Here is a 22270-nt window from a genome sequence, read left to right on the forward strand (position 1 = left end):
GCTAGGAAGGGTACTTGGTCCGCCACAGTCCCTGATGTATGTCCATCTGGTCACGCTCCTGCCGCCATGAGCACCGCCCGACGGGTCAGCACAGTCACGAGGTGTTTGCGGTACTCGGCATTACCGTTGAGGTCCGATCGCGGGTTGGTGCCGTGGGCCGCCGACGCCGCTGCGGCGCGCACTGCCTCATCTGCTACCGGCTGACCCACGAGCGCCCGCTCAACGGGAATGGCTCGCAGCGGGATGGATCCCATGTTGGTCAAGCCGACCTTCGCCTGGACGATAGTGCCGCCTCCGTCGATCTGCACGGTGGCGGCAACAGCGACGATCGCCCACTGGTGCGCTACCGGACGAACTTCTCGTAGTGCGCCCCACCTCGTGTGCTTCGGAACTCGGATTTGGGTTAGTAGTTCTCCGCCCTGCACAGCTGTCTCGAAGCCGTCGACGAAAAAGTCTTTCGCAGCCACTGTTTGGGTTGCACCTCCAACGCTGGCGATCACCAACTCGGCCTCGAGTGCGAGCACGGCGGCGCCCACGTCGCTTGCGGGGTCGGCGTGCACGAGCGCACCGCCGACCGTTCCCCGGTGCCGCACCTGTAGGTCGGCGACCTCAGCAACGGCGGCGCGCAGCAGCAGCGCGTGCTGGCAAACCAGGTCACTGCCCAGCACCGTGTCGTGAGTCGCCATCGCACCGATGACGATGTGTGCACCATCCTCGGTAATCGACCGTAGCGTCTCGATATGGCCGATGTCGATTACCCTTTTTGGGCGAGTTGAGCCGCATCCGGAGACCAGGGAGCAAACTCTGCCCACCCGCCAGAACCTTGCCGTCGTCACCAGCAGCCGCCAGGGCAGCGAGAGCGTCACCCACGGACTCCGGTGCGATGTAGCCGAACTGGAGCGGCATCATCAATGTTCGCTTCTAAACTCACCCTCGCACCCGTCGGTCTGCACGCGGACAGTCCTTCGAGAGCATGCGAGCGGTTCGGCCGAGGACCACCGCATCGTCTCCAGGTCCAGGTATCGGATTGTGGAGATCCCCCGTGCCGCATAGTAGCCGGGCGATTGGGGCGGTGCGTTGCGGTCGTGGAAACAGACTGCGCCGAGCGCACCCGCATCAGTGATCTCCACAAGGGGATGCGCCACGAGGAACGACCTAACCCCCGGTCCGTCCGAGTTCACCGTGAAGACGATCCGGTGTCCCGACATGAAATTGCGCAAAGGGCCGACTCTCGCACCGATACGCCTCTTCCATTGGAAGTTCCCGTTGGAGACGAAAGGTTCTGTGCCTTTGAGGTCGACCGAGCGAAAACCCTGCGAGCTGGCCCATTGCAAGACGAGTATCCACAGCGCTTTGAATGAACCGTCGCGGTATAGGTCAGGGTCGGCGTTCCGCACGCCGACCAGTCGCATAACCAGGCTTTGCCCGCGGTCACCGTATCGGCACAGCGCGCCACCCACCGTACCCAGGTTAGGGTCACGCATGAGTAGTAGTACGCCGCGGCGCCGGAACATGCACTCCCTCGCCGTCTCCTCTGTCTCGCCCTTCGCTTGCTCGCCGTGCCGGTCTCGCATTGTCGGGAGGTACACCTGGGTATAGAAGTCCTCGAAGGCGGCATCGTCGGTCGTGGCAATCAGCTTGTAGCCACGCTTCTGCAGGGCGGACTTGACTGTCCGTCGCTCTCGGCGCGAGAGCGACCGCATGACCGTGTCAGGCGAATCGATCCGGTCGGCCAACCAGCTGAGGCGGAACGGCATGACTAGCGAGAGGAAATTCCCCGTCATGTGCCGCTGCGCGTCGGACCACCCCGTTACGGTGTGCATCGTGATGGCGGCGTCCATGGAGGACGACTCCGCTGGCCAGGAGCCGATGTTCGGCTTGCAGACACCGGATGCCAGGCCTTCGTACCTGAGGATTTCTCCGGCACCATCGAGTTGGCGGTCGACCCTGACCTCAGGCATCGGTTTGACCCAGTTGTGGATAACGTGGGCCCAACGAACGGCTGGCGACGACGAATGTCGCCACACATAGCTGGCCTCAAGGCGCAGCTTATTCGGCCTCATGTGGCGTTCCTCCGACTCGTGCCCGCCGTCGCGGCGAGGCCCTCTGCGGTTCGCGAGCTGTCGATCACGTGTTCCCCTCTAGATTGAGTGGCTCCAAGGGACGTTGTCGGCGTGGCGGGTGTGTTCTGAGACTGGTCCTCGGATCAGCGATATTGAGCTGATCGCCCTGGCCGCGGTGTTAGATATCAGCCGCCGCAGCGCTGCACGACGAGTGCCTTGTTTCGCCCACCACGACCTGCGCTCCGCGCCTGTTCTGCGTAGCCGGCTCTGCGGTCCTTTCTGTTCCCGACCCCAGGGAGTCAGCGGCCCCGGCCGTCGGATCGCGGAGCCTCGCGGCTACCGGAACCTTGCAGACGGAGTTCGTTACGGATCCAGGTCGCGGCGTCCTCAATACTTCCGTCGGCGAACCGTCGGATCTCCGCATCTGGGATGCTCACCTGAAGGCGGGACTCGATTCCGAGAACCACCTCCAACATCCCGATCGAGTCGATGTTCAAGCTGTTCTGGAAACTCGCGTCGGTCCTGACCTTGTCCGTTGGAATGCCCATGACGCACGACACGATTTCTACCAAGGCTGCAACGACAGCGTCGTCTGTCTCATGACCCACGAATAGCCTCCTTCATGGTGTGCGACGGGGTTGTCACAGTACACTGGCTGTCTTTCTGCGTCTTGTTATGATAAATGTGATTCCGGGACGATTCTCAGCGGCCCTGGAGCCAGGCGGCCCTGACCGCACGCGTGACGTGGCAATCGACCAGGCACAAACCCTGCGGTGCGTCGAACCACTGGGACAGCTTGTCCAAGTCGCTCATCTGCCTGACGGAGATTCCAGTTCCTCCCAGAGCTTTCGCGACCGTGGCGAGATTTTCGCGACGCAGCATCGTGGGCCCGGCGTGACCGGGTTCCGCTTGGTGATATTCGGCACCATAGGCCCCGTCGTTCAGGACCACGACGAGCACGGGCATGTCCAGGTCACCGATCGCATGGAGTTCGCCCAGACTCATGAGCAACCCGCCGTCACCGATGAAGGCGATCGGGAGGTTGGACGGAGCCCCGATCGCTACACCGACAACGTTCCCCAGTGCCAGGCCGACGCACTGGTAGCCGTGGGCGTAGACGAACAGACCAGGAGGGGGTGTGCGCACCAGCATCGCGGGCCAGCCGGAAAAGTGGCCTCCGTCGACGACGATGCTGCGTTGCCGTGGTAACCGTCTCCCCAACTCCTGAACGAGGGTCCGGGGATCGAGCCCGGTGCCGTCAGACTCGTCGTGGTGCACATCGGCCCTCGCAGAACGGAGTGTGGCGGCGCTGCCCTCGCCCCGATATCCCGCTCTGCCCGTCGGTTGAACGAGCGATGAGAGTTCGGAAATCACCGAGGCCGCATCCCCGCCGAGGAAGACGGCCTCTCCGCGTCCAGCGGTCGCTGCGTTGCTGTCGCAGCGGATGATTGCACTGCCGGAGAACAGTCGTCCCTGCCGGGTCGTCCACGAGGACAACGAACTTCCGACGACGAGGACGACATCGGCGTCCTCGGCCAAGTCCACCAATGAGGCCGTGCCGAAGACCCCACATATTCCCGCATCGTAGTCGTCGTCGGCGAACCGGTCCTTGGCCGGGAGCGTCGTGAATAGCAGAGCCCCGACGTACCGGCCGATGTCCCGCAGGTGTGCGATCGTCACAGCCCGCATGGCCCCACGCCCGGCGACGACGACAGGCCGTGCGGCGTCCATCAGGAGTCGAGCGGCCCGGCCAAGATCGGCCGGACTCGCCACCTCCTCCGCGGCGGCGACTTCGATTTCGGCGGACACGCTGTTTACAGCTTTGACTTGTTCGTCGTGAAGGTCCTCCGGGAGCATCAGGACGGTTAGACCTTGCGACCGAGCATGCCTCAGCGCATGCAGGACCGTCTGACGGGCGTCCTCGGTCTCTGCAACCAGAAAGGCGGCCGCGCCGAGGGCGCGCACCACACTGGCCTGGTCCAGTGCCTGGTTCTGATGTGGAGCGCGGCGGCTTACTGAGCTTGTCACGACCAGCAGTGGCACCGCCGACTTCGCCGCCTCGACAATCGCGCTGCTGGCGTGGGTTAACCCGGGACCGTGGGTGACGGTGGCGACTCCGACTTGTCCGGTCACTCGCGCGAAGGCGTCCGCGGCGGCGACCGCAGCCGACTCGTGACGAAGGGCGTGGTAGCGCATTCCATACTGGTCGATGGCGAGGTTGACGAAGGCGAGGTTGCCTGAGCCGAGTACCCCGAACATGTCCTGGGTCCCGGATTGTCGCAACAGTCTGGCGACGGCGTGGAGGAGGTTCATGCGGCAGCCTCCGGGGCAACATAGGCCGCGATACCGTGACGGTGCGGCGTTCTCGACAATGTCATCATCCTTGTCTGGGAACGGTACTTGTAACGTTCATCCGCTGCGGCCTCGTAGCGGCGCCATGCTCGAATTAGACCATTTGCCGAGGGGTCACGAAAGGCTCGCGAATTAGGGGTGCCTCGTAAGGCTAAATGATTGATTCCTAATCCGGTGTGGGACCTCTTGGCGGTTTGATCAGCGTGAGGCATACGGTGGTGATCGCAGTCGTGTACGACCTGGGGGTCGACGGCGGCAACCGCCGCGCGGTGAGCCCCGTCGATGCATTGTTGCGTGCGATAAACTAGGGGTCAATGATCGCCTGCGCGGCATGACTCACGAGGAGGAGGATCCCGAACGTTGCAAGCGGCCATAGGATGGGCCGGAATCTTTCCAGTTCCACTCAGCTCCGCCAGTCGCCCGACGATCTCACAGATCACCAGGGCAGTAGCCGACGGGATCATCCGCTCCGCTAACCGGATCACGGTAATGACGCCTGCTGTCCAGTGCCCTGCCGGCCACAGCAGCAGTGAATCCGCGACTGGGTGGCCGATGCACGAGTCAGCTTGGAGAAACCGGGGCATTAACATAGAGCGCTCTGATGAGGTGGCGGCGGGCGCCCGGCGTGTCCTTGTAGGACCGCCGACCATGGGACATGCGGTCGTTACGGAAGATCAGAGCCTGACCGGGACTGAGCCGGACAGACCGTTGGTACCGCGGATCCTCGGACGCGGCGCGGAGGAAGTCAAGTGCCGCTCGCAGTGCGCCTACCGGGTCGGCCGAGAAGTTCCAGGTACACGTGTCGTTGTCGGTGTAACGAGTAATGTAGTTGCCGTCAGGGTCGACCGAGAATGCCGGCCCGGTGGAGGTCATGTCCATGGCCGGGATGGTAGATCGGCGCTTCAGGGCGTCGGGAGACAGGAGCGCCGTCGCCGCGGCCGGATCCTCCTCGCGGAGCTCTGCGAAGGCGGCTACCGAATTGAACAGGAGCGTCTCTCCACCCTGCTGGGCGGCGCGGACGCAGTAGAGAATTGTGGTCTTGATTTCGCCGATCTTGTCGAGCAGACCGTCGACGTGCCAGCCCTGGCTGGCCGTCGTGCTGAAGCCCGGGTGATGGTCCTGTGGATTGCTCCGGATATTGCTGTACGAAGCGGAATATTCCTTCATCTCGGCATAGCGGTAGAGAGCGGGGATGTAGGGATCGCCGAGACCCAACACCGCAGACAGAGCCGTAATTTGAGCTTCGGGAGGTCCGGCCTCGGCGAGGGCCGCCACGACGAAACCGTACTGCTCAAGGCTCCACACAAGGCGGTCTGCGGCGTCGCGCCCCACGAAGTCGACTGGCTGTGCACACCGTGGATCCGTGAAATCTGCTCGCAACTGCCGCACGTCATCGCCCTTCCATGAGTTGATCTACGTGTGTTCTGTGATGCTCAAAGCGCGGTCCCAATTCGCGGGTTTGGCTACGGCGCGCTCAAGGAGGCCCCTCTCCTAAGCCGGGCGAGCGCCCGGGCATCGCAGAGCAGGGGCCGGCTGAAGTCCGATGTGCCGCGCTTCACCGCTGCGACGACAGCGGACAGGAACAGCTGCATGCTGTCGGCGGGCTCCACGGTGTGCACGAACACCTGGTCACCGGTCCGGACGTGGAGGTTAACGGCCATGTCCGGCGGCGCGGAGAAGGGACGCTCGACGTCGATCGTGAATCCCTTCCCCATGAGGCGAACTCTGTTCTGGTAGACAGCCGTGAAGCCGAACTGACCGACCACCGCCCGGCCACCCGGATAGCCCGCGAGCATACTGAAGGACGTCTCGAGCTTGTCAGCAGTGCGAGAGTTCACGACCACGTCGATGCACTCGGGCGCTAAGCCCCACAGCGCCCGGCCTAACGACACTGCGTAGGGACCGGTGTCCGCAATCGCGCCACCATCTCTGGCGCGGTCCCACCGCCAGTCGTCGGGTGGAACCGGAGGGGTGAATACCGCCAGAGCATTGGTGATCTCCGCGTCGAGGTCGGCGAGGATGGACTCGACCGCCGAGAACAGCGGGTGGAAAGAGTAGCAGGTGGCCTCGGCGAGGACGAGGGAGGATTCTCGGGCCAGCGACACGAGGTGCTCTGCGGTGTGTTGGTCCGGCAGGCCCGGCTTGTCGACCACCACGTGATGGCCGTGCTGGAGGGCACGATGGACAACGGTGGCGTGGAGGCTATTGACCAATGAGACGTACACGAGGCTGGGACCCGCGGCTGCCAGCGCCTGGTTCCAGTCGTCATACACCGTGCCGAGCTTCGGCACGCGTCCCAGAACTACGGGGTCGGCGCAGGAGCTGACGATGTCAACCTTGTTGATGTCGTGGATGGATGCGGCGGCCGGCAGTACTCGCCTCTGGGCGAACCGCGACAGGCCGATGAGTAAAAGGTCCATAGCCTGCGGGTCAGCGACGTGGGATGAAAGGGACGATCTCACCCGGCCGCTCTCCGCCCGACAGCTGTCCATTCCGGTAGGTGCGGACGTAAGCACGATGTAACCAGCGGTCCTTGCCGTCCCAGCGTGCGAAAAATGGTGCGCGCCCGTGGACGACGCGGAAGTTGTCGATGATCAGCAAGTCACCGCGCCTCAGGACGACCGGCTCCGTGACGTCTTCAAGTGCCGCCGACAGTGCGTCGAGGGCTGCGACGTCCTTCGCGGTCTTGGTAGTCATGAGTGACCGGTTGTAGCTAACGTACGGGTCGTCCCTGTCGCCGTAAAGCGGCCTGACGTACGCGACGGCGTTGGGATTCTCGGCGTCGAACTGACGTGTGAACACCCGTTCGAACAGGTGGTCCCTCACACTGGGGTCAAGCAGCGGCAGTGCCTTACGGATGGAGCTGACGAGCGTCGCAGCCTTGCCTTCGTGGTCGCCGCGTGAGGCCGACAGCAGGATGTAGTTCGGCTGCCGGGCGTGGTGGGATAGGTCCGTGTGGAACTCGAGTTGGGTCTTCGAGGTTGCCCCCGACAACGGGTGCGGTTCGGTTGTCGGGAAGAGTTCGTGGAGGACAGTGATGGAGCGACGGTTGCCGTACCCCTGATCGTAGGCTGTGAGGAGACCCAGCGCCCCGCCGACGATGCAGAGCATCGCCTCCATGTTGAGCAGCGGTCGATCCTCGGGTGCTGTGCCGGAGGACGGCGTAGGCGGCAGCTCGTCGTCGGGTTCGACCGGGAGACCTCCGAGGAGCAGGTAGCCGCCGATGTTGCCGTTAGCGTTGAACTGCGCCAGACCGTCACGCAGTGGCAGGGGCAACTGCTGCGCCAGCAGCGTACCGCCCTCGAAGAACGCGTCGAGGGCGGTACGGGGAGGGTCAGGTAGGGCCGCGGCGAGAGTCAGGAGTTCGGATCGGTGCGGAGAACAATCGATGGTGTCTGGGGTCATGCGGGGACAATTCTCCTTCGGCGATAGCGCGGATCAGAGCAGGCAGGCGATGAGGCTACGAGCCTCGATGCTGACGTAGTAGCCGGACCTGATCAGACGGCTGAGCAGGCCCAGCGTCATCCATCTGTAGTTGTCCGGCGCCTCGACGACATGATCCTCCGGGACATCAACGACGAGATGAGTGGTGTCCGCATGGAGGAACCGCCCACCGTCCTCGGACTGGGCAGCATTTACGCGGACCCAGGACTCCGGCGCGTTGACGTACTCCGCGAGCGGCGGATGGTCTCCCGATCTAGTGTAGTTTCCCGGACTCAGATGGACCGTTGCGGCGAGCTCCAGGCGATCGGTGAGGCCTGGCTGGGCCATCGCCTGGACGAGGACGTGGAGAATTCCTGAGCGTCGTTGACACAGGAGGGCAACGATATTCCCGGGAGTCGGCTCGAGCATCGGCTGGGACCAGGTGTTGACCTCCCGGCTAGTCGCCGTCACCGACATCCCGACGATGCGGAAATGCCGGTCGTCGCGGTGCCGGATGCTGTCCGTGCCGCGCACCCAATTGTCCATGGCGTCAAGCGGGATGCGCCGAACGTCTAACATGTACTTCGCCTTTTGGTCGACAAACCAGGTGATCGCCGCCGATACCTCGGCATCCCCTCCCCCTCTCGTGTGCGACTCGACGACCTGCCTGTGAAACGAATCTCGGAACTTGTCATCGGCAGCGAGACCATCCGCCATGGCGTACGAGATGCCTGACAACACTGTGCGCGCATTCATGTTCACGCGACCTCCGCGCTGGAGCTGGTGCCGCAGCTGCCCAAGGGTCAGCCAGGTGAAGTCCTCGGCGACCAGGAGGTGTTCGTCCTCCGGCACCTCGACGATCATGTTGCGGTTCCGCTTGTGCAGGTACCAAGCGCCATGTTCTGACAGGAGCTGGTCGAACACTAAACGTCGCCTGGCATGCTCGAGAAAGTAGTCGAGGTACGGGGTGGATCGACCGCCGTGCACGCGCTGGTAGTTGCTTGGAGTTGCCTGGACGGTCGCAGCGAACTGCACCAGGTCGCTGTTCCCGGGTTCCATCTTCGCCTGCATTAAGAAGTGGTAGACGCCGCTGATACGTCTGACGAGGATGCCGAGGATTCCGATCTCGGACTGCACGATGATCGGCTGGCTCCATTTGGGAGTCGGTCCGAAGTTCGTCCGGACCGATACCCCTTCCACCGTGAAGAAGCGGCTGGATTCGTGCCAGATCGCCTCGTCGGACCGCCAACCGGGCAGGGCGTCCAGAGGCACCTCCTCGACGCAGTAAGTGGCGGACTCCGAGCGCTCCTTCAAAAAGCCGTCAGGATCCGGCGTCTCCGCCGTGTCAGAGGTCAGCGACGACGCCAGGAAGGCACGGGAAAGTTCCGGTTCAAACACGACACGGCTCACTTAGAGACTGGCTGGTGGGAATTGACAGCATGTTTCAAGTCCGACAAAGAGCGACCGTCTGTGACGCTGCGAGCCATCCGACGGATCCCCGTGGCGAGGTCTAGCGGTTCGAAGTCGACGAACTCCCTGAGCAGCGACGTATCGAGGGCCAGTCGGCCGGTGTCGGTGCTTCCGCTCGGCCCCGGAGTGGTCGCAATCGGGGACCCGATGGCAGCACTCACCGCCTCGAGGACGGCGGTGATGGAGTGCGCCGCGCCGGTCCCAACGTTGAGCGTCCGTGGGATGTCCCGGTTCAACCCGAGGAGGTCGAGCGTCGCCGTCACGAAGTCGTCAAGGTGGATGAAATCCCGGGCCTGTTGCCCGTCGCCGTAGAGCGTAAACGGCGTCCCCGTGAGGGCGCTCCGGAATGCGGCTGACACGACGCCCTGCCCTCGCGATTGCGGCAAGAGGCGACCGTAGATGTTGGCACAGCGCAGCGAATGTGTGGATAGGCCGTGCACGCGGCGGTAGTACTCCAGATACTCTTCGCCTATGCGTCGCGACATCCCGTAAGGCGATGTCGGCTCACTGGGGTCCGACTCTGACCTTAGCTCGTCGCTGGGTGAGTACACCGCCCCCGCGGACGACAGGAGTACGACCTTCGTGTCAGGGCTTAGCGAGCGGACCACCTCGCACAAACCGATAACCAGCGAGAGCGTCCCGATCGCGTCGGCGGCCGGTGCCGCAGCCGAGGGAACCGGGAAATGTCCACCCGCGGCGACGACGACAGAGTCCACGTTCCGGTCGAGAACCTCCGGTAGTCGCTCGACGCCGTCGCCCCAAAGCAGCCGCAATTCACCGGGACCCGGATCGGCGCAGCCGGTGCCGAATGGGTCGGAACGGCCCACAACATCGGCGCTCCAGCCGCGGCTCGCGGCTCCCAGGGCGAGAGCGTGGCCTAGGAACCCGGCACCGATCACGGCGAGTCGAGTCATCGCGCCGCCCCTGCATTCGTCAGCACCTCTTTGAGCCGTCGGACGACCACCTCCTCGCCATCGGCGCTGAGCGCGCGAGGGTCGACCTCGAGCTGACCCAAGTGGAGCTTGAAGTCGCGCAGGTAAATGGACGGGGTGCCCGCCCGCAACTCGCGGTCGAGACCAGCTGCGCTCCACCCAGTGAGCTCGGGGTCAATATCCAGTAGGACTCGGTATATCCCCCGCCCCGTGTCGTCCTTGACGACGCGGGCGGACAGACCCGGAAACTGGTCCAGCCGGGCAGCGAGCTTACTCATCCGCACCTGCTGCGCTGCGGCACGTTGCTCTTCTGGGATGGCCACGTACTCCCGGACGGCCTGAAGCAGCCCCAACAGGTTCTCCTTGCCCACTTTCATCGGCCGGGCGATACCGTCGTACTGTGCTCGGCAGGCCGCGACTAAGTCGGCACGGCCGCAGACAAACCCCGACGTGGGCCCACCGAGCATTTTGGGCCCGCTGTAGATGACAAGGTCGGCCCCGCTGGCCAACCAGCGCTGCAGGTCAGACTCGCCAGCGGCGTCCACAATCACGGGAACACTGCGCTCGCGGCCGCGGGCAACCATCTCCTCCAGGGAGACTCCCTTTCGGTGTATCGCGTGGGTACGCGAGGTGACGTACACCAGTGCGGCCGTCTTCGGGCTCAGCGCGCTCGCGACGTGACTCACCGACGTCGAGTTGACGGCCCCTACCTCGACCGCGCGGCCGCCGCCCAGCGCGATCATCTGGGTGATGGCCGCACCCCCGTAGCTAATAGAGTGCCCCTTCTGGAGCACAATCTCGTTAGGGTGGTCTCCGGGGTCAGGTAATTTGCGGACGCGCAGGGGGTCCACACCGGCAACGCAGGCGGCGACCGCGATCGCCATGCCTGCCGCAGCACCCGTGACCGGGCACGCGTCGTCACTGCCGGTCGCTTTGGAGAGGAAGTCGCCCGCAGCGCGCCAGAACTGGTCCAAGTCGACGTGACGCCGCGCCGCGTTCCCCATCGCCGCGATGACGCCTTCGCTTAACGTGCAGCCACCCAGCGGGGTTGAGTTGGCCTGCGCGCTGACAATCGGTACGACGCCCAACTCCTGGTACTTCATCACTTGGTTTCCCTTTGCTCGTTCGTTGGCCTTCGACGAAGGTCCCGATCACTCGTCGCGCAGCTCGCGTCCAACCACTTGAAGAACGGAGCCATGCTGTTCTCGTAGAGCCGTTCCATGCGCCGGCCCGGTCGGTCAACCGAGCCGTCCTTCACCCCCTGCAGCGCACCTGCCAACGTCTCAGGACTGGGATCGTGCAGGACGATCCCCAAGTTCTCGCGGGCAACGATCTCGCTCGAAACTCCCCACGGATCGATGATCGTGGGCACGCCATGCAGCCACGTGTCGCGCAGCCGAAGTCGCGTACCGGTCTCATTTTCGACACCCGGCCGCGCGATACAGACGTAGGCATGAGCAGCTTTCACGTATTGGTCCCGCTCGGACTGGGTCAGCGGTTTCGTATGCAGATGAACATACTGGCCCAGGGACAAGTTTTCGATGGCCTTCGTGATCTCGTTGATCGCAGGACGGGTGTCTTCCGTCGGAGCCGCGTGCAGAAATGCCGCTGTGGCGTTGACGCCACGGTCGCGGAGAACCCCCATGGCCTCAACGAGCATGAAGGGTTCGAAAAAGGTCCAGATGCCACCCGTCCACAGGAAGTCGGCCAGGTGAGTCCGCCCGACGGCATCCGCCACCTCCAGGCCCCGTTGGCCGAACCCGACGGGGACGGTGCTAACCAGGTGGTCCAGTGTGGAGGACCTCGTGATGTCTTCGGGTGTGATTCGTCCGATCGAGCACAACGTCGAGATCAACGCCGCCCGCTCGACCTGGGAACGGCAGATGAAGTGGTGTGACACTTCCAGCAAGCGCCGATGCGGGCCGAGGAACCGCTGATGCTCGCCGGTCGGGTCGGAACAGGCGAGCACCGACGGGTAGCTCATGTGTTCGATGGGGGCTCTACACTCGCCGATGATTCGCGTTCGGTGGGCGACGGCGAGCTCGATCCGGTGCCGGTTTGGGGTGTCGAAGAACATTACAGCGTCGGACGATGCGATCGTCTTTTCCGCCTTCTTACCCGGGGTGACCAGCTCCGCGGCGTCGAGGTCGATGGGGTCCGCGCATGGCGGGGCGATGACGCGGACTGTGTAACGTCGGCTGAGTGTCCGGGCCATCTCCGCTAGACGCAGCCCAACGCCGGCGATCGACGTCTCGGACAGGGAGTAGGACCCCGCGTCGACGACAACGATGGGTCTGCAGTCATGGCGATGCGCACAATCAGTCACCAAGCCTCCGTGAAGTAGAACGGCTCGCCGCACTGTTCACGAACTCGTCGGCTGCCTCGACCGTCCCGCCGGACACCGGCCCGCGCATTGCCGAACTCCTCGGCCAATGCCTGCACGGCGGACTCGCGTGCTCCGAGGAAGGTCAGCTCGCCGACGCCCAGACGGAACACGGGGCCCGGTACACCCGGAAGGTCAACCTGCACATTTACCCGGATCCTGTGGTCATACAGAGCCTTCGAGAGACGGTCAGTCTCCTCGGCGTCCCCGATCTTCACCCAGACCTGGTGGGTGTCGGTGCCGTGGCCATCCTCGTCCACCGTCACCTGAAAGCCGTCGGCAAACAGCAGTTCGCTGAGGAGCCGCGCATTGCGGACGACCTGCTCGGCGTAAGTGTGCCCGAAGTGGCAGAACTCGAAGGCCGCTATCCCGAGTGCGAGCGTTTCGGCGAAGTGATGGCTGCTGAGCATCGTCATTTGCGCCTCGATCAGCCGCTCGTGCAGCTGAGGCGACCGCGTGAACAGAAAGCCTTTGTGTGGCCCGGGGAAGCTCTTGTGAGTCGACCCGCCTGAAGTATCTGCACCCTCGTCGAGCGGGTTGCGCAGCGCACCTCCGAGGACAAGTCCCATCGTGTGACTGCAGTCCACGTGAAGCAGTGTCCGAGGCGAATTCGCTCCGATAAGATCCGCGACCTGCCGGACGTCGAGCTCGTGTCGGCTGTTCTGCAGGTCTAGGTATACGAGCTCAGGCTCGTGCTCGTGCAAGACCTGCCCGAGCCGCTGCTCGTCGACCCGACCTCGTTCCGCGGGAACGGTCAGCGCCTCGAACCCGAGCCGGCGCGCCATGTCTGCAGTGGCGTAGTGGCCACCCGATGCGACGTCGACGGAAACGACCGTTCCCCCGGGCTTCCCGCCAAGCCCGGCCATCGCCATCATCATTGCGGACATCCCGGAGATAGGTCGCGCGTTAACGTGGGGCGCGCGAGCGAGCTGGCTCAGGCTGGTCATGGCTTCGATTTCGACCTGGGCAACATCCTGCCCACCCCGGAATTGCCAGAACCCTGGATCGAACGTCTGGTTGAAGAAGTACCGGTTGTAGTAGTCGGTATCGAGCGGCAGCATCGCCAACGGCGACAACCTGTTCTCACTCGGCACCAGGTTGACAGCGATCTCTGCCTGCTTCTGCCCAGCACGTATCACGTTGACCAAGGCATGAATATTGTCGGTGTCGATCATCCGTCGATTCCATAAGTATGCTCGCTCACTTCGTTCGGATCGTGGCTGCCCTGACACGCACCGCGGGCAATGTTCATCCCAAACCACTCCACGATCGCGGTCGCGTCCTTGTTACCACTAAGGTCTCCTCGAAATCCGAAATTCATCGAGATCACCGGGTGCGCCGACGGCAACCCAACGTGGCTACAGGTACGAAACGGCTTCGCTTCGACGCCGGATGTCGAGGGTCATGCAGTGGAACCCACCACCCAAGCTTCGCCCGTGCCTCCATTGACATGGAATCGGAGTGAATCCAGCCTTCTCGAGGCTTCTCATGAGTGGCAGTTGGATGTCCTGGACCACAACGCGTTCCTCGTCGAGAGAGAGGACATTGATCCCGATCGATTGTGAGGCAAGAAACGGAACGCCGTCCTGCTCCGACTCGACCGGCTTGTCGAACCACTCGTACCGGATGATCTTCCATCTCTGCAGCTTCTCCGGCAACGAATTGAGATCAACTCCTTCCTTGACGAGCAAGGTGCCGGGACGGAGGGGAAGGATCTTGCCGTCGATGTGGTTGTCCCCCACGCATACCTCGTGAACTTTGTATTCCGGGCCGAGATGCCTCGTCAACCAACGGCTGCCCATTCGGTGGTTCTCGGTCGAGACGTTGAATACAAGGTCGGTACCGAGACGCATAATCTGCGCACCGTCGAACATGATCTCATAGAAGGGATCATCCGGTACCGGACCAGTGTAACCTTCACTCAGGACATAGCTGTAGTCGAAGTTGCGATCGAGCAGTCGAGATCGCGGCGCGACCGTCCACTTTGAACCTCGCTCGAAATACTCGGTAAAGAGCTCCTTGTAGAGTTCGGACTCGAAGTACCGCGACCGCAGGAGTGGCGACGTCTCAATAATTTCGTCGCCGACAATGATGAAGTTATCTCTGCTCATCAACGCATGCCCCATTGGCGCCCTCCAGTTCGGGGTCGCCACCTGCGGGACCACGTCGAGCCCTTGTGGCCTACGTACCGTGACTCCCTCTTTTTGCAGCAAGTTTACCAGGCCTTCGGCGTCCTCAATGCACTCGTCTCGAAAGCGGTTGTCGGGCTTGCGGCGGTAGAACACCCCGCGGCTGTCGATGTCCTTGAGGTTGTCGTGGAAAAACATCCTGAAGGACGAATCGTCGTGGTAGTCTAGATGGTATGGGGTGCCGACGATCACCTCTTCAAGGTGACTCCACTCGTCGTGCGAGTTGACGACACGGTTCGTCATGGCAGTTGGCCTCCCGACCGGAATGTAATTGCCTGGACGTAACAGCGGACGGATTCCGCGTTCAACGCCGGGCACCGGCCAAGGCTACGGCCAGCGTCCGAGGTGTGAGATATTCGAACAAAGCCGCGATCTCGACTTCGCGCTCGACCAGCGAACCGACCTTATTCATGATCCGAACGGCGGTCAACGAGGATCCGTCGACCTCGACGAAGTACGCCGTCCTGGGCGGCACCTGGCGCGGTCGGCGAGTGATCCTGGAACACGCGGTCGAACACCCCTTCACTCCATGCCGAGTGAGTATAGCAGACGGGTATTTCGACGATTTGCGGCTTAGCTGGGACCGCAGCTTGTGCGCGGATCGCGCACTGCTCAGCGCCCGCCTGGACCGCGGATTGCCGGTCACACGGGATTCGTTACCTCGCTCGCACCGGGCGACCTCGACAAGCAGCTGGTCATCTCATTCACGACCAATATCGCGGTCACCACGGAGCCGCTGTTCCGGCGGCTTGGTGCCTTGCTGGTACGCGATACCTACCGTCCGATCCGGCATACTTGACGGACTCTCGGGCTGTGCAACTGCGGCAGCGGCAGCAGTTGCACAGCCCGACAAGCCGACGTCACGAAGCTGACAGCGAATACTATTGCTCAATAGCGTCGTCAAGCCGTGCAAGCGCCTCATCCCAAAAAAACTCCGCATCGAACTCCTCCGTCGCTGGCGGCAAAGGCCGCCGCACAGGGACTGTTTCAAGATCGGTGGGTTCGGCCCGACACGCCGGACTGAGGTCCGGTGGGTTGGGCACGGAGTGTGATGGCTGTAGATGCCATGGCGACTGGGGCATCGAAGAAGGCGGCCGTAGGCGAGGCCGAGGTGGATACGCAGCAGCGACTGGCTGCGGAGATGGTCAAGCAGGCGCAGGAGCAGGGTCTGGCCTTGACCGGCCCGGACGGGTTGTTGGGGCAGCTGACGAAGACGGTGCTGGAGTCCGCGCTGGAAGCGGAGATGACCGAGCACCTCGGGTATGCCAAGCATGCTGACCAGGCCGGCCGTGAGGGCACGAACGTGCGCAACGGCTCCCGTGCCAAGACCGTGGTCTCGGATGCCGCGGGCGAGGTTGAGGTGCGGGTGCCGCGGGATCGTGAGGGCAGCTTCGGGCCGGTGGTGGTGAAGAAGCGGCAGCGCAGGTTGGGCAGTGTGGATGAGATTGTGTTGTCGTTGTATGCGAAAGGGTTGACCACCGGCGAGATTTCCGCGCATTTCGACGAGATCTATGGTGCGTCGGTGTCGAAGGAGACGGTGTCGCGGATTACCGACACGGTGGTGTCGGAGATGGCCGAATGGCAGTCCCGCCCGCTCGATGAGTGTTACGCGGCCGTGTTCATTGATGCCGTGGTGGTGAAGGTGCGGGATGGTCAGGTCTCCAATCGCGCGTTTTACGTGGCGATCGGAGTAACGCTCGAGGGGCGCAAGGATGTGCTCGGGATCTGGGCGGGCCCGGGTGGCGAGGGTGCGAAGTTCTGGCTGCAGGTGTTGCAGGACTTGAAGAACCGTGGCATGAAGGACGTGTTCTTCGTGGTCTGTGACGGGTTGAAGGGCCTGCCGGAGGTGGTGACCGATGTGTGGCCGCAGGCCAGGGTGCAGACCTGCGTGATCCATTATCCCGACTCCGGGGTTATTCCGATATCCGGTCGGGAGCGGTTGCCGTGGGTGGTGCCCGCGCTGGCGATGTCGGCATAATCAGAGGGCTTCGAGGAAGGCGATGAGCTGGTCGGGTGGGCGGTAGCGGCCGGGCGTCGCTTTCGGTGGCGTGGTTCGGTCGAGCGCTCGCTGTTTGAGTACGAGGTCGGCTTCGAGATAGATCTGGGTGGTGGTCACGTCGACGTGTCCGAGCCAGAGCGCGATGACGGTGGTGTCGACTCCGGCGTGCAGCAGCCGCATGGCTGCGGTGTGGCGCAGCACGTGTGGTGTGACGTTCTTGCTGGCCAGCGATCGGCAGGACCGTGCTGCGGTGCTGGCGTGGATGCGGACCCGCTGGGCGAGTGCGTCGGGGCTCATCGAGCTGCCGCGGTTGGTGGGAAACAGCGGATCATCCTCGTCGCCGGTGCGTTCGCGGATCCAGGTCCGCATCACCGTGACGGTTCCGTGGGTGAGCGGGGTGATGCGGTGTTTGCGTCCCTTGCCGCGGCAGCGGATGTGTGCCCCGGTGCCGAGGTGGATGTCGCGGCGGGTCAGGGAGGTCAGTTCGGATGCTCGTAGTCCTGTTTGGATTGCAAGCTGCAGCAACGCGTGGTCTCGTCTGCCGGTGCGAGTGTTGCGATTCGGCGCGGCGAGCAGTGCCTCGGACTCGGCTTCGGTGAGGTAGGTGATGATGGTGTGCTCGGCTCGCTTGGCAGGGATCGCCAGCACTCGCTGAATGTCCTCGGCATGCTCGGGATGGTGCGTGGCGGCGTAGCCAAAAAGCGAGTGGATCCCCGCCAGGCGCGCGTTGCGGGTGCGCACGCTGTTGCCGCGACCGTGTTCCAAGTCATCGAGGAACGCGGTGACCAGCCCCGCATCGACATCGGTGAACTGCAGCTGGTGGCACGCGATTCCAGTGCGCTCGGCGGCGAAGAACAGCAGCATCCGCACCAGGTCACGGTAGGCTGCGATGGTGTGCGGGCTGGCTTGCCGCTGGCGCATCAGATACTCGGTGAAAAACGTCTGCACGGTGGAAGCGATCGCACTCATCGAGGCTCACCACCATCCGCAGCGTCCTCGAGTCGGTGGGCAGCCTCGGCGAGCAGTTCGGGAGCGGCGTGCAAATACCAGTAGGTGTTCGCCGGTGCGACGTGGCCGAGATAGGTCGATAGCAGCGGCAGCCGGGCGGCAACGTCACCCCCATCGCGATACCACCGCAGCAGTGTGCGGATCGCGAAGCTATGCCGTAAATCATGCGGCCGCGGCTGGCGAGCTTGCGACTGGCCAGCCAGTCCGGCCCGGCGGATGAGTTTGGCGAAGGTCTGTCCGACGTTGTAGTTCAGCAGCCGAGTGCCGGCGGTGGAGACCAGCAGCGCATCACTGACTGGACGGCCAATGATCTGGTCACGGGTGCGGCGATAGGCCAGCAACGCGGTCGTGGTGCTGGTGTGTAGGGGAATCTGCCGGGACTTGTCGAACTTGGCATGCCGGATCAGCAGCAGCCCGGCTGTCGGGTCGAAGTCGGTGTCGTCGAGCGCGAGGACCTCGCCCAGGCGCATCCCGGTCACCGCGAGCAGTCCGATCAGGGTGCGCATCGTCGCCCGACGCAGCGGACTCGACAGCTGTTCGGCTTGGGCAAGCAGGGCTACGATGTCGGCATCGGAATACAGGTAAGGAACCGCGCGAGGAACCGGTCCTGGCACCAGCCCGGACGGCGGGACCTCGACAGCCGGATCAAGGGTGTGCAGGTAGGTCGCGAAACCGCGCACCGCCTGCATCCGCATCCGTAGCCAACTCGTGCTCGGTTCTGCCGGCAGGTGTACCCAGTCCAGCGTGTCGGCCAGCGTGATGGTGTGCTTGTCCTGCTCGTCGAGCCAGTCGAGGAACTGGGCGAGGAGTTTGCCGTCGCGTTCGAGCTTGTAACCCAGTGAGCGCCGCAGCGCCAGATACTCGGCCAGCGCCTGGTGCAGCCCGGTCATGACACACCCCCGGTGGGCCAGGGCCGGGCCAGGGTGCGTAGCGCAGCAACATCGACGGTCGCATACGCCGCCGTGGTCACCGACCCGCGGTGTCGAAGAACCTGGCCGATCTCGGCCAGCGAGGCACCCGCGGCGAGCATCGAGGTGGCCGCGCTGTGCCGCAACCGATGCGCATACACGGTTCCCACGCCGGCCCGATGTGCGGCAGCGGCGACTGCCTGGGTCACCCCACCAGCCGTGAGCCCGTGGTGCGGAGCCTTGATTCGGATGAACACGCTGCGGTCCAAGGCACCCGCCGGTCTGCCGTGGCACAAATAGTCCACAAGTGCCTGGCCCACGTCGTCCGGTAACGGTAGCCGGTCGCTGCGGGGTCCCTTGCCGGTCACAGTGATTTCCCCGCACTGCCAATCAACGTCGTCCAGTCCCAGCCCAGCGACCTCACCGCTGCGCAGTCCCAGCCGCGACAGCAGTATCAGCATCGCGAAATCCCGACGCCCAGTGACGCAATCGCGGTCGCACGAGGCCAGCAATTCATTCACCTGCGCTGGTGGCAACGCTCGCGGTACTGCCGGATAGCCAGTGGCGATCTTGGGAACGGCTTCCACCAGCGAGGTGGCTAGCAACCCCTGCACATGCCAATATCGCAGCAACGAGCGCAGCGCACTCGCCTGCCGCTGCACCGTCTTGGGCGCCAACCACCGCGAGGAGGCAACCATGAACGCGGTGACATCTGCCGCCCTCAGCACGCTGAGTTCCCCGGCCCCGGCCCGCACGTGCGCCTCGATGAACGGGCGCACCGACTCGACATAGCCGACCACTACCTTCGGCCGCAGGTCACGGTCCTCGATCAAGTAGTCGCGATACTGCTGCAGCAATCGTGCAGCCGCCGTCTGCGGTGTCGGTGACTCCATCACGGGCACTGATCCGAGGCCCCGCAGGTATTCCAGCAGCGGCGTCAGCGCCTTCACCGTACGCAGGTTGCGATGCCCCGTCCTCCGGCGGACCTCGACGTATTGCCCCAGCGCCTCCGGCGTCAGATCCACGGCTTCCAGCCGCTGCGACATCATCCAGCGACTCAGGTGCGCGACCAACCCAAGCTGATGTGCAGCAGCGTTGACCGCGTATCCCCGCCTCACCAACTCCCGGGCGAACCCGTCGGCATACGGCTCCAGCGGCCCCACAACTTCCGAGTGCAGCACGTGCACCATGACGCTCTCCTCTCCATACGATGGAAAGGTCCAGCGTCGCTCAACGAGCCAGGATTATGCCGACATCGCCAGCGCGGGCACCACCCACGGCAACCGCTCCCGACCGGATATCGGAATAACCCCGGAGTCGGGATAATGGACCTTATGCCGATATCGGCATAAGGTCCATCTGATCAGGAATTCGTTCCGGATCGCATCGAAGCGTGATTGGGACGCGCTGAAGAAGGATCTCAAGCCGATCTACGCGGCCGCGACCGTGACGGCTGCGGAGGTGGCGTTGGACGAGTTGGAGGAGAAGTGGGGTAAACAGTATTCGGCGATGATCAGACTGTGGCGCAACGCGTGGGAGGAGTTCACACCGTTTCTGGACTATGACCCGGAAATTAGGCGTGTGTTGTGCTCCACCAACGCGATCGAGTCGCTGAACGCGCGGTATCGTAGGGCCGTGCGGGCACGAGGTCACTTCCCGACCGAGCAAGCCGCGCTGAAGTGTCTGTACCTGGTCACCCGCTCGCTCGACCCGACCGGCAAGGGCCAGGCGAGGTGGACGATGCGGTGGAAGCCGGCGCTCAACGCGTTCGCGACCACGTTCGGTGACCGCTGGCCGAGCGCACAGAAGTACTAACCAGCAACGCCGAACCCACCGATTCCGTTACAGACCCAACTCGGGTGAGGCGTTTGCTGATGGTGTGGATCATGGCCCAGCGGACGATGGCTTCGTGGTGTTCGGGGAGGCGTTCGTAGTCGCGGACGCAGCGTCGGTGCTGGTTGATCCAGGCCAGGCTGCGTTCCACGACCCATCTGCGGTGAAGCTCGACGAATCCGATTTGACCTGCGAGTTTGGCGACGATCTCGATGCTGATGCCGAACAGGGTTCTCGCCCAGTCGATCAGGGTGCCGGTGTAGCCGGAATCGGCCCACAGGTGCCGCACGCTGGGGCAGAGGTAGCGCGGCCTGGCCAGGAGGTTCCGGGCGGCGGTGTGGTCCTGGACGTCGGCGCTGGTGACCAGCACACAGATCAACAGGCCGACGGTGTCTACGGCGATGTGCCGTTTGCGGCCGTTGATCTTCTTGCCCGCGTCGAACCCGCGGCTGCCGGATGCGACGGTGTCGGCGGCTTTGACCGAGGCCGAGTCGATCATCCTGGCGTTTGGCGCGGCCCGGCGGCCTTCGGTCAGCCGGGCCCGGTCGCGTAGCGCATCGAGTAGATGTTGGGTCGCATCGTGGTGTTCCCACGCGGCGAAGTGCTTGTACACCGTGGACCATGGCGGGAAATCAGCCGGTAGAGCCCGCCATGTGATGCCGTTGTCGACCACGTACAGGATCGCGTCGACGATCTCGCGCCGACAGTGCTTCGCACGGCGACCACCCCTGCCGCCCAGCCAACCCGGCTTCGGCAACAATGGTTCGATCGTAGCCCACTGAGCGTCGGTCATGTCCGACGGATAACGCCGTGACCTGAGCGAAGGGCGGTGCGTGGTGGCCAACAGACAGCACTGTCGACCCCGCGCGAAGGGGACCGACGAACTCGGGCACGATGGCACCCGGGACTCCTCGGTAGGACGGTTGACTAGACACCACCCGATCTACCAGGAGTCCCTTCTCACCTCCGCAGCGACCCCAGCCGACCAAGATCAGTTCAAGAACAGGCTCTGGGCTTGACTCTGTCGGGGATCTCGGTGGTTGCTGTTAGCTGACGGCTCGCCAGGAGCGTTGGCGTGGGATGTTCTGCTGGTCGAGGTAGTCCTGGAAGGCTGTTGGTGGTCGTGGGGCCGCAGGGTCGCCGGGAGGCTGCCTGCTGAGGCGTTCGATGTTGACGGCGATGGCGGTGAGTACGTGTTGCAGGTGGGTTTTGGCTTGTCCTCGGTAGCGGCAGCGGCGCATGTCGTGGCCGTGGACGAATTCGCAGAGGGTGCCCTCGATGCCGGAGCGGACGGCGTAGTGCTTGTGCCAGGCTGGTTCCTGCCGTTCGGCGCCGCTGTGCAGCTGTAGTTCGAGCAGCTCTCTCGGGGGAAGCCCACGTTGCGCGCGGAGTCGCGGGAGGTGGTGCACTGGCCCGGACCGGGCAGGGTTGGCACTGGCTCCTGGTGAAACGGGCCACGATCAGCGGCCGAGGTCGGCGAGGATGTGGGGTAGGGGCAGTGCCAGCCCTGGCCCTGCGGGCAGGTGACCTGTTGGCGGTCGAAGTCGATGTGGAAGTCGTCGCGGGCGAAGCCCTCGCCCGGCGGTGCTGGTGAGTGGGGTTGCCCGGCAGTGGCCCGACGACGGTGATCCGGTGTTCGCGTTCGGCCCGCTCCACGTGGACCAGGGAGGTGTAGCCGCCGTCCACCAGGTGCCGGTCCGGCCGTAAGCC

17 protein-coding genes and 3 pseudogenes are annotated in these 22270 nt (G+C 63.9%); 2 read left to right on the forward strand and 18 right to left on the reverse strand.

Annotation, left to right across the window (positions count from 1 at the left end; all coding sequences use genetic code 11):
- Window positions 1–50 precede the first annotated feature (50 nt).
- The 13 genes and pseudogenes from FB471_RS06520 to FB471_RS06580 form a co-directional block, all read right to left on the reverse strand.
- A pseudogene (locus FB471_RS06520) lies at window positions 51–909 on the reverse strand (FAD binding domain-containing protein).
- Complete coding sequence (locus FB471_RS06525) at window positions 909–1961, reverse strand: hypothetical protein (protein WP_141996453.1); 1053 nt, start codon at window positions 1959–1961, stop codon at window positions 909–911. The pseudogene FB471_RS06520 and the gene FB471_RS06525 overlap by 1 nt, the downstream one beginning before the upstream one ends.
- A 401-nt stretch (window positions 1962–2362) precedes the next feature.
- Window positions 2363–2671, reverse strand: a complete 309-nt coding sequence (locus FB471_RS06530) for an acyl carrier protein (protein WP_141996454.1) — start codon at window positions 2669–2671, stop codon at window positions 2363–2365.
- A gap of 94 nt (window positions 2672–2765) precedes the next feature.
- Complete coding sequence (locus FB471_RS06535) at window positions 2766–4376, reverse strand: thiamine pyrophosphate-binding protein (protein ID WP_141996455.1); 1611 nt, start codon at window positions 4374–4376, stop codon at window positions 2766–2768.
- Window positions 4377–4976: 600 nt separating this feature from the next.
- Window positions 4977–5804: a TauD/TfdA family dioxygenase gene (locus FB471_RS06540; RefSeq protein ID WP_342779411.1), complete on the reverse strand. Its 828-nt coding sequence runs from the start codon at window positions 5802–5804 to the stop codon at window positions 4977–4979.
- A 74-nt stretch (window positions 5805–5878) separates the two neighbouring features.
- Window positions 5879–6835, reverse strand: coding sequence for a Gfo/Idh/MocA family protein (locus tag FB471_RS06545; RefSeq protein ID WP_170220730.1), 957 nt, complete (start codon window positions 6833–6835; stop codon window positions 5879–5881).
- A 10-nt stretch (window positions 6836–6845) separates the two neighbouring features.
- Entirely contained in the window at window positions 6846–7820 is a 975-nt protein-coding gene (gene cs1, locus FB471_RS06550; protein WP_141996458.1) for a clavaminate synthase Cs1, read from the reverse strand.
- Between the two features lie 33 nt (window positions 7821–7853).
- Window positions 7854–9236 (reverse strand): NDP-hexose 2,3-dehydratase family protein, encoded by a 1383-nt coding sequence (locus FB471_RS06555; RefSeq protein WP_170220731.1) that lies wholly within the window; start codon window positions 9234–9236, stop codon window positions 7854–7856.
- A gap of 8 nt (window positions 9237–9244) precedes the next feature.
- Window positions 9245–10222, reverse strand: a complete 978-nt coding sequence (locus FB471_RS06560; protein WP_141996460.1) for an NAD-dependent epimerase/dehydratase family protein — start codon at window positions 10220–10222, stop codon at window positions 9245–9247.
- On the reverse strand, window positions 10219–11343 hold the full coding sequence (locus FB471_RS06565; protein WP_141996461.1) for a PLP-dependent transferase: 1125 nt from the start codon (window positions 11341–11343) through the stop codon (window positions 10219–10221). Before FB471_RS06565 ends, FB471_RS06560 begins: the two co-directional genes overlap by 4 nt.
- A complete protein-coding gene (locus tag FB471_RS06570) occupies window positions 11343–12566 on the reverse strand; it encodes a glycosyltransferase family protein (protein WP_141996462.1) in 1224 nt (407 codons plus the stop codon). Before FB471_RS06570 ends, FB471_RS06565 begins: the two co-directional genes overlap by 1 nt.
- Window positions 12563–13798 (reverse strand): PLP-dependent aminotransferase family protein, encoded by a 1236-nt coding sequence (locus FB471_RS06575; RefSeq protein WP_141996463.1) that lies wholly within the window; start codon window positions 13796–13798, stop codon window positions 12563–12565. Before FB471_RS06575 ends, FB471_RS06570 begins: the two co-directional genes overlap by 4 nt.
- A 183-nt stretch (window positions 13799–13981) precedes the next feature.
- Window positions 13982–15055, reverse strand: coding sequence for a glycine amidinotransferase (locus tag FB471_RS06580; protein WP_141996464.1), 1074 nt, complete (start codon window positions 15053–15055; stop codon window positions 13982–13984).
- 823 nt (window positions 15056–15878) lie between these two features.
- Here FB471_RS06580 and FB471_RS06585 point away from each other — a divergent pair.
- Window positions 15879–16709, forward strand: a pseudogene (locus FB471_RS06585) (IS256 family transposase); the annotation flags it as partial.
- A gap of 81 nt (window positions 16710–16790) precedes the next feature.
- On the opposite strand, the gene FB471_RS06590 reads toward FB471_RS06585, so the two are convergent.
- Genes FB471_RS06590 through FB471_RS06600 form a run of 3 tightly spaced genes read right to left on the reverse strand, consistent with a single transcriptional unit; the run spans window position 16791 to window position 19917 of the window.
- Window positions 16791–17780, reverse strand: coding sequence for a tyrosine-type recombinase/integrase (locus FB471_RS06590; RefSeq protein ID WP_141996465.1), 990 nt, complete (start codon window positions 17778–17780; stop codon window positions 16791–16793).
- Window positions 17777–18709 (reverse strand): tyrosine-type recombinase/integrase, encoded by a 933-nt coding sequence (locus FB471_RS06595; RefSeq protein ID WP_141996466.1) that lies wholly within the window; start codon window positions 18707–18709, stop codon window positions 17777–17779. The genes FB471_RS06590 and FB471_RS06595 overlap by 4 nt, the downstream gene beginning before the upstream one ends.
- Complete coding sequence (locus tag FB471_RS06600; RefSeq protein WP_141996467.1) at window positions 18706–19917, reverse strand: tyrosine-type recombinase/integrase; 1212 nt, start codon at window positions 19915–19917, stop codon at window positions 18706–18708. Before FB471_RS06600 ends, FB471_RS06595 begins: the two co-directional genes overlap by 4 nt.
- Window positions 19918–20080: 163 nt before the next feature.
- On the opposite strand from FB471_RS06600, the pseudogene FB471_RS06605 reads away from it, so the two are divergent.
- Window positions 20081–20542: pseudogene (locus FB471_RS06605) on the forward strand (transposase); the annotation flags it as partial.
- On the opposite strand, the gene FB471_RS06610 reads toward FB471_RS06605, so the two are convergent.
- Together FB471_RS06610 and FB471_RS35845 are read right to left on the reverse strand one after the other, a co-directional pair.
- A complete protein-coding gene (locus tag FB471_RS06610) occupies window positions 20487–21353 on the reverse strand; it encodes an IS5 family transposase (protein ID WP_211357963.1) in 867 nt (288 codons plus the stop codon). The pseudogene FB471_RS06605 and the gene FB471_RS06610 overlap by 56 nt on opposite strands.
- 253 nt (window positions 21354–21606) lie before the next feature.
- Window positions 21607–21969, reverse strand: coding sequence for a transposase (locus FB471_RS35845; protein WP_211357964.1), 363 nt, complete (start codon window positions 21967–21969; stop codon window positions 21607–21609).
- Window positions 21970–22270 lie beyond the last annotated feature (301 nt).

Source organism: Amycolatopsis cihanbeyliensis (assembly GCF_006715045.1).
Taxonomy (GTDB): Bacteria; Actinomycetota; Actinomycetes; order Mycobacteriales; family Pseudonocardiaceae; genus Amycolatopsis; species Amycolatopsis cihanbeyliensis.

What these genes read in the sequence shown, in the direction of transcription:
- FB471_RS06525 (WP_141996453.1), bottom strand. Translation starts at nt 1,961, where the DNA reads ATGCCTGAGGTCAGGGTCGACCGCCAACTCGATGGTGCCGGAGAAATC.
- FB471_RS06535 (WP_141996455.1), bottom strand. Translation starts at nt 4,376, where the DNA reads ATGAACCTCCTCCACGCCGTCGCCAGACTGTTGCGACAATCCGGGACC.
- FB471_RS06545 (WP_170220730.1), bottom strand. Translation starts at nt 6,835, where the DNA reads ATGGACCTTTTACTCATCGGCCTGTCGCGGTTCGCCCAGAGGCGAGTA.
- cs1 (WP_141996458.1), bottom strand. Translation starts at nt 7,820, where the DNA reads ATGACCCCAGACACCATCGATTGTTCTCCGCACCGATCCGAACTCCTG.
- FB471_RS06560 (WP_141996460.1), bottom strand. Translation starts at nt 10,222, where the DNA reads ATGACTCGACTCGCCGTGATCGGTGCCGGGTTCCTAGGCCACGCTCTC.
- FB471_RS06565 (WP_141996461.1), bottom strand. Translation starts at nt 11,343, where the DNA reads ATGAAGTACCAGGAGTTGGGCGTCGTACCGATTGTCAGCGCGCAGGCC.
- FB471_RS06575 (WP_141996463.1), bottom strand. Translation starts at nt 13,798, where the DNA reads ATGATCGACACCGACAATATTCATGCCTTGGTCAACGTGATACGTGCT.
- FB471_RS06580 (WP_141996464.1), bottom strand. Translation starts at nt 15,055, where the DNA reads ATGACGAACCGTGTCGTCAACTCGCACGACGAGTGGAGTCACCTTGAA.
- FB471_RS06590 (WP_141996465.1), bottom strand. Translation starts at nt 17,780, where the DNA reads ATGAGTGCGATCGCTTCCACCGTGCAGACGTTTTTCACCGAGTATCTG.
- FB471_RS06595 (WP_141996466.1), bottom strand. Translation starts at nt 18,709, where the DNA reads ATGACCGGGCTGCACCAGGCGCTGGCCGAGTATCTGGCGCTGCGGCGC.
- FB471_RS06600 (WP_141996467.1), bottom strand. Translation starts at nt 19,917, where the DNA reads ATGGTGCACGTGCTGCACTCGGAAGTTGTGGGGCCGCTGGAGCCGTAT.
- FB471_RS06610 (WP_211357963.1), bottom strand. Translation starts at nt 21,353, where the DNA reads ATGACCGACGCTCAGTGGGCTACGATCGAACCATTGTTGCCGAAGCCG.